Genomic DNA, 8,260 nt, shown 5'->3' with positions numbered 1-8,260 from the left:
CGAATGTTCCCCGCTAGAACTCCTAGCGGGGATAACTCTCGTTATCACCAATTCTCCCATGACGCAGGCCTCAATGCCGGGTGTGCAAAGTTTTACGTTCACGTGCCGACCAACCACGTCGTGGTACCACTGCTGCTCACCACTTTGACGCTGTCGTAGTGGTGCGTGTAGGCTCCGTTATCCACGTTCTGCTGGCTCGTGACGGAGATGTCGAGCGGATCGCCCTCGGTGACGGTGCCACTGCTCCCGCTCGACCCGTCGGAGATGCGGATCGACTCTGCGGTCGGCGGTGCCGTCGGCGTAATGGTGTACTGGCCGTAGAGGATCTGGTTGCCCTCGGAGTCGTATTGCCCAGTGGGCGTGTTGTGGACCGTCATGGTAGCTCCAGAAGTCAGAACGACCGTATCGAGATCCACGAGGTCGTAGATGCTGTTCGTCGAGAAAGAAGATGCTGTTGTGGTACCTCCATGCGCTTGGATGTAGCCTTGAACATACGAGAGATTGCCATCGAGCCGCGACACAAAGGAGTTGATGTCGTAGCTGTCGGAACCTAAGCCCCCAATCATGGGGTAGCCGTCGTTGGAGGTGCTTCCCTCGATGTCTAAGTCTGGGATCTGCCAATTACCTTGACCGTCTCCGGCCACCTGTGCATGCGCGATGAAGGCATGAACGACAGCCTCAGCCAGATTCGGCTCCGTTCCAGGGTTCTCAATTTTCATACTGGAACCGCCATCCACTTGAGGCTGATTTTCTGGGTTCAGCGCCAAATCTCCGTACTGAAAGCTGGCAGGATAAAACGTATAGGCGTAGGCTGTTTCGGCCATATACCCACCGATGCCCACAAAGGCAAGCACCGTCATGACGATCGTCAACCACAGTCGTTTTTTTCTTTTCAACAGCCCCGCCCCTTGCTTATGTTTCTTTCACCGTATCACGAATTTTCGGTTCCGAAACGCCAACTTTTCGCCAAATTATCCACAACCGTTTGCTTTGAGAAGACATAAAAAAAGCCCTACCGAAGTAGGACTTCTGAGACCCCCGTACGTTATACGGAGAGACCCTTTGGCAATTCGGAATTGCTTTGCATTCCGCCACCATCCAGCACGTAGAGAGGTTCGAGGGCAGAACTACTCGCGGGAATAAACAACAATTCTCCGAAAGCATTCTCATCTAATGAATCCAACGCAATAGCAAACCCAACTCCTGGTTTGAAAGGAATAGAGAACATTCTTCCACCTTGATCACCTTTTGCACTTGGGCCGCCTTGATAACCATAATCCCAATCGCCATATCCCACTTCCCAGGCCACGTTCGTAGGACTTCCTTGTGTACTGGGCAAGGTCAGCAACCAATCCGCACCGGACTGTTGCAGCGTCACTTGATCGTAAAACTTCGCGTCTTCCGTCAACACCGCTTCATAGTCCCCTAACGTGTATGCCGACTGTGCATTCACTTCATCCGCAAAGTCATTGTAATGCGAATACAGCGGAATGTGCAGCTGATACGCTCCGTCCGGCAACACTTTATACCCATTCAACCACCACTGGAGGTTCGAGAGAACCGTTTGCGCTTGGCGGGTCGACAACGTTTGGGTAGGACTGGTCACGCCCGTATCGTCATAGAGTCCGTAGATTTGCCCCCACGTAAACGGATTGGGCGACGCCTCATACGCCATACGGAACCAGTGAAACGCAGGAGCGGTCGTCCCGTAACCTTGGTCCACGTACCCGAGTGCATGTCTGGCCCAGTCGGCCAACCACGTTGCCACATCCCCTGCCGTCACCGTCGCGCTCGTGGGGGTCACGCCTGCCTCGGCCATCGTTGGATGCGTCACCACGTCCCACGTCTTCGCGTCGAACATCCCCCACATGGCCTGCGCCATGGTCGTCTGCGACTCCGGGTTCCCGACGGGCGTCGAGGATGAAATGTACGGCGTGATCGTCAAGGTCGTCTGAAAGTCCCAGTCTAATCCGTTCCACGTCGGCGTGATGCCTACGCGTTTCATGACCTGCGTGACGTAGTAGATGGGAACGTACGTCGTCTCGACGCCGCTGTACGGGTCGGGCGCCACGAGGCGTGGTGCGTAGGCGACGACGGTGCCGTTCAGCGCAATGGCCATTTTAGTGCGGTTCGTCGCTTGCGAAGACGGCGGATTCGACACGTCCGGCGGCATACCGTAGGTGCTTGGCACCGTGAGCGACCAAGTCCCCGTCGTCCCATCCCACGCGGCCGTGAAGCCCGCCTTTTGCATCGCTTCGTCAAGATAGTACACCGGCAGCCAGCTCGTGCTCTCGTGCGACCACGGGTCTACGGCGACCAGGTGCACGGCATGGAGCAGGGTGGTGCCGTTCCACTCGATGACGGTGTTCCCACGCGTGTAAGTCGCCGCCATCGCGTGGGTTGCCAACATGGGCGCAGCAGAGAGGGCCAGAAGGCTTGCTGCGATCGCTTTCGTCGTTCTTTTCATCCGGTTCAGCCCCTTTGTGGTCTTCTATCCATAGTGTACCAAGCGCACATGCACAGCGCGGGACATTCGTTTGGCTTGTTTGAGTCTACGAAAAAGCGGCATGAGAGTGTCCCTCATACCGCGTCCTGCTCGTCACTGCGGCAGACTTTCGCCTTCCACCGATGTTGGAGAGTCTACCAACACTTCGGAGACGTGTGCTCCGGATTGTGGACTGAACACGGCACCGCATTGATTGCACATCCACTTCTGCGACCATTCTTTGTATCGAGTTAACCAAGTCGTTCGATTGTACTTCCACGCACGATACACAAAGTAGCCTACAACAACCCCGATGACCATTGTCGGAATTCCGTCGGCAGGTTGCGCCGCACCGATTTCGACCGCTCCACCTATCAAGAAAAACAGCGTGAAAACACTCTTCCACTTGAGTGATTTCTTCGGAGGCGGAGCGGTAAATGCACCGACTGCAGTCTGTTCCACTGCTGATTGGTGAGTCGTCCCTCCACCCAACCCCAAGTTCCCTCCTACCACTCCTACACCGCCAGACCGTGATTTCGAATGACTCATTGACGTCCCGTGTGCGTGCAGCACGGCAAAGGATTGACACTGTTCACTGTGACATTGTGGACAAAGTACGCTTCCCATTGCAGATCACCACGCTATTATTTTTTGACTAACTCTAAAAAACCGTTTAAAAACACAAGACCGCCTGAAACGATGATCGAAAATACTTTTACTACCAACATGGGTTCCTTGAATGTGACTAGAGGTTTAATCTTGCGCTCATTTTTTGTCAAATTGGTTGTCGATACTTTGCCTGGACCTTCGTACTCGCCATAAAAAACAACCGCTTCATTGTGCTTGCGATACCTTATTTTTGAACTGTTGTACTTTTCCAGTTCGGAAAACGGTACTTCAACCAGTACTTCTGTGGCATGAACGTTTTGTCCATTCACTAAATATTGTGTTGGTTTTTCAACAAAGAAAAACAAGGCATTTTGCATAAGCACCGTTGCGTCTCTTTTCCAGAACGGTTTCACTGTTGATTTCAATTGAACCTTTCCATCTCCAAGATCGCTGTTTTTTGTTGTTAATCGATACAACATTTTATCTCTTAATGCTTCTCTTGTCCTTTTGGTTGGTTTCATTGCAAATATAGAGAAAAATTCTTGCAACCCAAAAATAAAAGCAAATATTCCCAACACCATAAATACCGTCCGACCAACTTCCATCTCATCACCTCTAGACTCAATTCATAGTTCCCCGTGATAACTCTCCATCACAGGGGTATCGACGGTCACAGCCGACACACCGGGCGCATCGCTTGGGATCGTCATTTGCACCTCAACGAAGATCGACGGCGTAGCCACCGTCTTGGTGAAGTCGTACGTCGTATTGACATACGTGTACGGAAATCCAGATACGTCGCTCCAGTCGATGTAGGCGACCGATAGAATCTTGGGTGCTACGGTCAACATCGAGTTGGGCTCCGGCTCGAACGTCGCCGGATTTAAGTCGAGGTTTTGTGCGAGGCTGCTTTCAAAGGCAGCGAATGCTACCGTCTGGTCAAACACGGGTTCCCCAGAGGCTTGTGTGGAGGGCACCACTTGCAGCGTTGCGTTGCGACAAGCCAGACGCAACGCGTTCTCAATCCGCGTCTCGTCATAGTCTTGGGTCGCCATGTTAAGCACTTGCAGATGGGTTTGCACAAACAAAATCACGAGCATCGTCACCACCAGCACCCACTTCATCCGACGAGTGCCTCACTATCAACCGTCTCCGTCGCCGTGAGCATCACTGCATTGGACGACCCACCCGAAAACAGACTGATTTGACTTGGAATCGTGATCGTCAGCGACATGGGACTCCCGTACAAAGCCAGCACCGTCGTGCCCGACACGGAGACCTCTGAAGCTGGGTAGCCCAGCGTCTGTGCCACCGTGTTTTGGATGTTTTCGAGATCGGAGCTGGTGAAGTCTCCCTTGATTTTCGCCTCCGAGAGGGCCGTGTACACCGCCGACTGGAGATATTCCTCGCGCATGCCGTTGATCATGTCCATATACGGTTGATAGCTCCAGGCCAGCACGACCAACGAGAGCAATACGACGATCAAGATGTTCCGAAGACCCATCCAGCTCCTACCTCACTTTCGCCATCCTACGATACGGAATACGATTGTTCTGCTTTGGTCAACTGCTGCCCGGCGTACGTCTGTGCCGAAGATTGTTGCGTACTGTTCCACGAGGCAAAGCCCACGTAAAGGATCAGTCCTGCGACCAGTGCGATCATCCCGTAAATCAGCCATCGGCTCACTGCACCCACGTCTCGTCACCTCCTTTCATCGCGTCGCCAGCGCCAACGAGGGCACGTTGGCCAAACTTTGCGACGCACTCGTTTGCCCACGGCTTTGCTCTGCCGCCACCCCATGCACTACGCCAGAGAGGACCGAAAGAGCCAAAGCCGCCGTCAAGAGGACCCCGAGGACGATGCGTCGGATCATGATGCATCTCCCCCTTCTCTCCAAGATTCAGCGTAACAGAGATTCCAGCCCCCGTTCCGCCAAGGTTCCGCCACTTTTTAGCGCAGACTCGCCGTCAACATGTGCGACGCATAGAGTTGCACCAAGACGTTGATGTCTTTGTACAGGGCCAAGAGCCCCATCAGGACGAGTCCCGTGGCCAAGAGCGACCGCGCACTCAGCTTTTGCTTGTAGTCCGTCTTGCGATCCGTCTGAAATCCTTCGTAGTTGGCTTGGAACACGTCAAGCGCGACCGACGCACCGCCTTCTTCCATCTGCCAAAGCATCTCCGAGAGTGTCTTCGCCTGCTCGGTGCCCATGTTGACGGCGAGATCTCTCAAAGCGCCTTTCGGATCCTCGACGTAGCCACTCAAACAACGCCGCAGAAACGGAGCTAGGACGGGAACTCTCGGCAGTTGCCGACGCAACAGATCGTAGACACTGAGCGGCCTCCCTTGGAACACCAGCACCTCTTGATACAAGAGCCGATAGAGGAGATAGACACTTTGATTGCGTTTCTTAACCGCTCGTTGTTGCAGCAAACGAAAAAAGAAAGCCATCGGAAAGCCCGGATGCCACTCGGTCAGGACGGCGAGAACGACCGGTAGCAGGACCCCGAACATGTCGTGATGGAGGATGCTCCATCCCGCGACGAAGACCGACGCCAGAATCCCAACAAGTCGCAACGTACGAAACGTCGACGCGCGCAGGGGCAACCCCGCCGCATCCAAAGCGGTCTGCAACACAGACTCTTTCTCGCGTGCCTGCACCCGGGCACGAAACGCATAGAACCGCCCGGCAACGCGTGCCCGCAGTCGAACGCGTTCTGCGTCGGTTTGCACGGCAGAGACGAACAGCCATGCCGCTGGGATCGTACACACAGCCAGAATCCACAGCATCTCGGTCCCCCCCTATACTTCTTGTTTTGGTCGGTAGAAGATGAGTCCCACAAAAAAGGACGTCAACGTCATCAGTGCCGTCAAGACCAACCACCGGAACCCCTGTGCGGTGTCAAACTGATACGCCAAGATGTGGTGGGACAACTTGAGTTGCAAGAGGAGCACGACGAGGGGCCACATCAGGAAGGGGACGATGCCTATCAAGAGATTGTCGGAGCTGACCCACTTCTCGTCCTTTCGCGTGTCCTCAAAAAATTGCAGTTCTTTGCGCGTCATCTGCAGCGACACCTCGACATCCAGACCGTCGAGCAGCGCATGCTCAAAGTCGTTCGCCAACTGCACAGCCCAGGTCGTCGCCATCTCATCGGCAAACTGTTGGATCACGCGTCGCACGTCACTGGGTGTCGTAAAGTTCGCCGTGCGTTCGGCCAGACGACGCAGCGTGCGACGCATCGGCCGATCCGGGAGCGCCGCCACCGTCGCCTCCAGTGCGTGCTGCATGCTGTGATGATGTTTTCGATACTCAGCCAGCAGCGTGTCGAGCAAGAGACGCATGTCGTAGCTGTTTTGCACCCCAATCTGGTAGCGACGGACAAGGAGCCAGAGGTAGGGCACGACGCTGACGCAGAGGCCGAAAAAAAGCGCAAATCCGACACGATGGACCCCGGCAAACCCGAACACTCCGGCGCAACCTCCGAGCGCTCCGGAGGTCACGAGAAACCGCTGCACGACGGGCGGCTTGGGGCGTTTGCGCACCGTATGGACGAGCGTCTCCAAGTGGTCGTGGATACGGTACACCCGCGATGTTCGGGTCTCGGCAGGCGTTTTCAAGCGCTGGAATCCAGCATGGACGCGCATCCACTCACGATGGCCGAAGCCGTAATAGAGTCTGCGCAGGCGCTCGGCAACGTCGCTGCGCAGCGTCGAAAAGAGCCACAACAGCCCGGCGAGCGCGATCAGATACCAGAAGGCCTCAAGGGCATCGCTCAGCAGCGTCATCATCGCACACCACCCCCAATGGAGAGACGTTGGACGTTCGGTTGCGTCATCGGGTCTGTCTCGGCGAGCTTTTGAAACTCGTCTTGGAAACCTTTCAGCACACCGGGCTCTACGTTGGCCTGCAGGCGCTCCAGAAGACGCGGCGGAACGTGGGCATAGTACGTCCATCGGCCACCCTCATAGCGCATCCAGGGCGTCACCGTAAACCCTTCCCTCTCCGGGTCATAGGCGTAGGCATACACCGCTTGAACCCGTTTTGTCCCTTGCGCGGTCTCGCGCATCACGATGACCACATCGATGCTTTGTGCGGTGCGGATGTACGCCGAACGAAAATCCAGGTTCGCCTTGCCCTCCAACAGCAAATGAGCCAGTTCGAGTGGGATGTTTTCGGCGTATTTGCCGTGATAGCTCCCGAGCCACCCATCCGCCCGTTCTCGCGATTGGATGGCAAGGTGGACTTCTTGACTGCGGATTTCCGGCACCAAAATGTAGTGTGCATCGGAGCGCAAGAACGCCGGGAACAGCGCCTCCATGTCGTCGAGTTCGGATTTCAGCGCCATAATGTGCGCTGCTCGTTCCGGAAAGTCCCGACGCAAATGGGCTTCGAACGTGCCCCGCTCGACCGTCAGCACATCGAGATTCGGGTCTCTCGCCCCATAAATCACTTTCAGAAACGTCGTCTTGCCGGATCGACGGTGCCCCGTGGTCAGCATGGAGAGCATCAAACGGCTGAGGAGCTTCCACCAAAGCACCGACTCCGGATCGATCGTCCCCATCCTCGCCTCCTCCTCGAACGTGTACGTGTGCAAGAGGTACTGACGGAAAATGACCGTGATCGATTCCGACAGGGGTGGCGTAAAAATGGTGACACGGGTGCCATCGAGCATGTCGACTTGCGTCCAGTTGTGCTTCTGGTTGACCTGTGTGGACGGGTCCTTGAGCGTCAGAGTGCGCACCAGTTTCTCGACTTCTTCGATGGATCCGTAGCGAAACGGTTGCAATTCTTTCGTGTTTTTACCGTGGACCCCAAACAAGATGTCAACGCCATTGACCGTCGCCGATTCGGTGGGGTTGCGAAACCAGACGGACATCGGACCAAACCCGTAAACGTGTTCGAAGATGGCCTCTTCGAGACTCGGATAGTACGTGGGGTACTGCGTCCGCCGATACGTCGGTTCGTCCCGCAAAAACTCACGAATGCGCTCCAAAAAGGCATAGCGTGCGCTCGGATCGCCAATCATCGCCTGATGTTTGCGCAGAAGGAACGTGTCATCCTCCGCCTTAGCCCCCACGCGTTGCTCAATGCTGTCAACTTAGGATGGTATGAATTGGTGTTCCCTCTGGTTATTCGAAATCTGGGTCCACAGAGTGGGGCAA

The 8,260-nt window shown here is 55.3% G+C and carries 11 protein-coding genes; all 11 read right to left on the bottom strand.

Translation table 11 applies throughout. The annotated features are described in order from the left end of the window. Positions 1-98: 98 nt before the first annotated feature. The 11 genes from M4I36_RS12885 to M4I36_RS12835 all read right to left on the bottom strand — a co-directional run bounded on the left by M4I36_RS12885 (position 99) and on the right by M4I36_RS12835 (position 8,175). Positions 99-896 (bottom strand): hypothetical protein, encoded by a 798-nt coding sequence (locus M4I36_RS12885; protein WP_258112159.1) that lies wholly within the window; start codon positions 894-896, stop codon positions 99-101. A 149-nt stretch (positions 897-1,045) separates the two neighbouring features. Continuing rightward, entirely contained in the window at positions 1,046-2,467 is a 1,422-nt protein-coding gene (locus M4I36_RS12880; protein WP_258112158.1) for a hypothetical protein, read from the bottom strand. Positions 2,468-2,599: 132 nt separating this feature from the next. Continuing rightward, the gene (locus M4I36_RS12875) at positions 2,600-2,977 is read right to left on the bottom strand and encodes a hypothetical protein (protein ID WP_258112157.1); all 378 of its coding nucleotides are present in this window, start codon (positions 2,975-2,977) and stop codon (positions 2,600-2,602) included. Between the two features lie 152 nt (positions 2,978-3,129). Further along, on the bottom strand, positions 3,130-3,699 hold the full coding sequence (locus M4I36_RS12870; protein WP_258112156.1) for a hypothetical protein: 570 nt from the start codon (positions 3,697-3,699) through the stop codon (positions 3,130-3,132). Between the two features lie 21 nt (positions 3,700-3,720). Further along, the gene (locus M4I36_RS12865; protein WP_258112155.1) at positions 3,721-4,218 is read right to left on the bottom strand and encodes a hypothetical protein; all 498 of its coding nucleotides are present in this window, start codon (positions 4,216-4,218) and stop codon (positions 3,721-3,723) included. Then, positions 4,215-4,598: a hypothetical protein gene (locus M4I36_RS12860; RefSeq protein ID WP_258112154.1), complete on the bottom strand. Its 384-nt coding sequence runs from the start codon at positions 4,596-4,598 to the stop codon at positions 4,215-4,217. The genes M4I36_RS12865 and M4I36_RS12860 overlap by 4 nt, the downstream gene beginning before the upstream one ends. 26 nt (positions 4,599-4,624) lie before the next feature. Continuing rightward, a complete protein-coding gene (locus tag M4I36_RS12855) occupies positions 4,625-4,789 on the bottom strand; it encodes a hypothetical protein (RefSeq protein ID WP_258112153.1) in 165 nt (54 codons plus the stop codon). Positions 4,790-4,805: 16 nt separating this feature from the next. Further along, positions 4,806-4,967, bottom strand: coding sequence for a hypothetical protein (locus M4I36_RS12850; RefSeq protein ID WP_258112152.1), 162 nt, complete (start codon positions 4,965-4,967; stop codon positions 4,806-4,808). Between the two features lie 77 nt (positions 4,968-5,044). Beyond that, positions 5,045-5,884, bottom strand: a complete 840-nt coding sequence (locus M4I36_RS12845) for a hypothetical protein (protein WP_258112151.1) — start codon at positions 5,882-5,884, stop codon at positions 5,045-5,047. A gap of 12 nt (positions 5,885-5,896) precedes the next feature. Then, positions 5,897-6,886 (bottom strand): hypothetical protein, encoded by a 990-nt coding sequence (locus tag M4I36_RS12840; RefSeq protein ID WP_258112150.1) that lies wholly within the window; start codon positions 6,884-6,886, stop codon positions 5,897-5,899. Then, entirely contained in the window at positions 6,883-8,175 is a 1,293-nt protein-coding gene (locus tag M4I36_RS12835; RefSeq protein WP_258112149.1) for an ATPase, T2SS/T4P/T4SS family, read from the bottom strand. The genes M4I36_RS12840 and M4I36_RS12835 overlap by 4 nt, the downstream gene beginning before the upstream one ends. Between the last annotated feature and the right edge of the window lie 85 nt (positions 8,176-8,260).

The sequence above is a fragment of the Alicyclobacillus sp. SP_1 genome, assembly GCF_024706985.1.
In the GTDB taxonomy this organism is placed as follows: domain Bacteria; phylum Bacillota; class Bacilli; order Alicyclobacillales; family Alicyclobacillaceae; genus Alicyclobacillus_I.
This window is presented reverse-complemented; position numbering and strand designations above follow the sequence as displayed.

What these genes read in the sequence shown, in the direction of transcription:
- M4I36_RS12870 (WP_258112156.1), bottom strand. Translation starts at nt 3,699, where the DNA reads ATGGAAGTTGGTCGGACGGTATTTATGGTGTTGGGAATATTTGCTTTT.
- M4I36_RS12880 (WP_258112158.1), bottom strand. Translation starts at nt 2,467, where the DNA reads ATGAAAAGAACGACGAAAGCGATCGCAGCAAGCCTTCTGGCCCTCTCT.
- M4I36_RS12865 (WP_258112155.1), bottom strand. Translation starts at nt 4,218, where the DNA reads ATGAAGTGGGTGCTGGTGGTGACGATGCTCGTGATTTTGTTTGTGCAA.
- M4I36_RS12845 (WP_258112151.1), bottom strand. Translation starts at nt 5,884, where the DNA reads ATGCTGTGGATTCTGGCTGTGTGTACGATCCCAGCGGCATGGCTGTTC.
- M4I36_RS12840 (WP_258112150.1), bottom strand. Translation starts at nt 6,886, where the DNA reads ATGATGACGCTGCTGAGCGATGCCCTTGAGGCCTTCTGGTATCTGATC.
- M4I36_RS12860 (WP_258112154.1), bottom strand. Translation starts at nt 4,598, where the DNA reads ATGGGTCTTCGGAACATCTTGATCGTCGTATTGCTCTCGTTGGTCGTG.
- M4I36_RS12850 (WP_258112152.1), bottom strand. Translation starts at nt 4,967, where the DNA reads ATGATCCGACGCATCGTCCTCGGGGTCCTCTTGACGGCGGCTTTGGCT.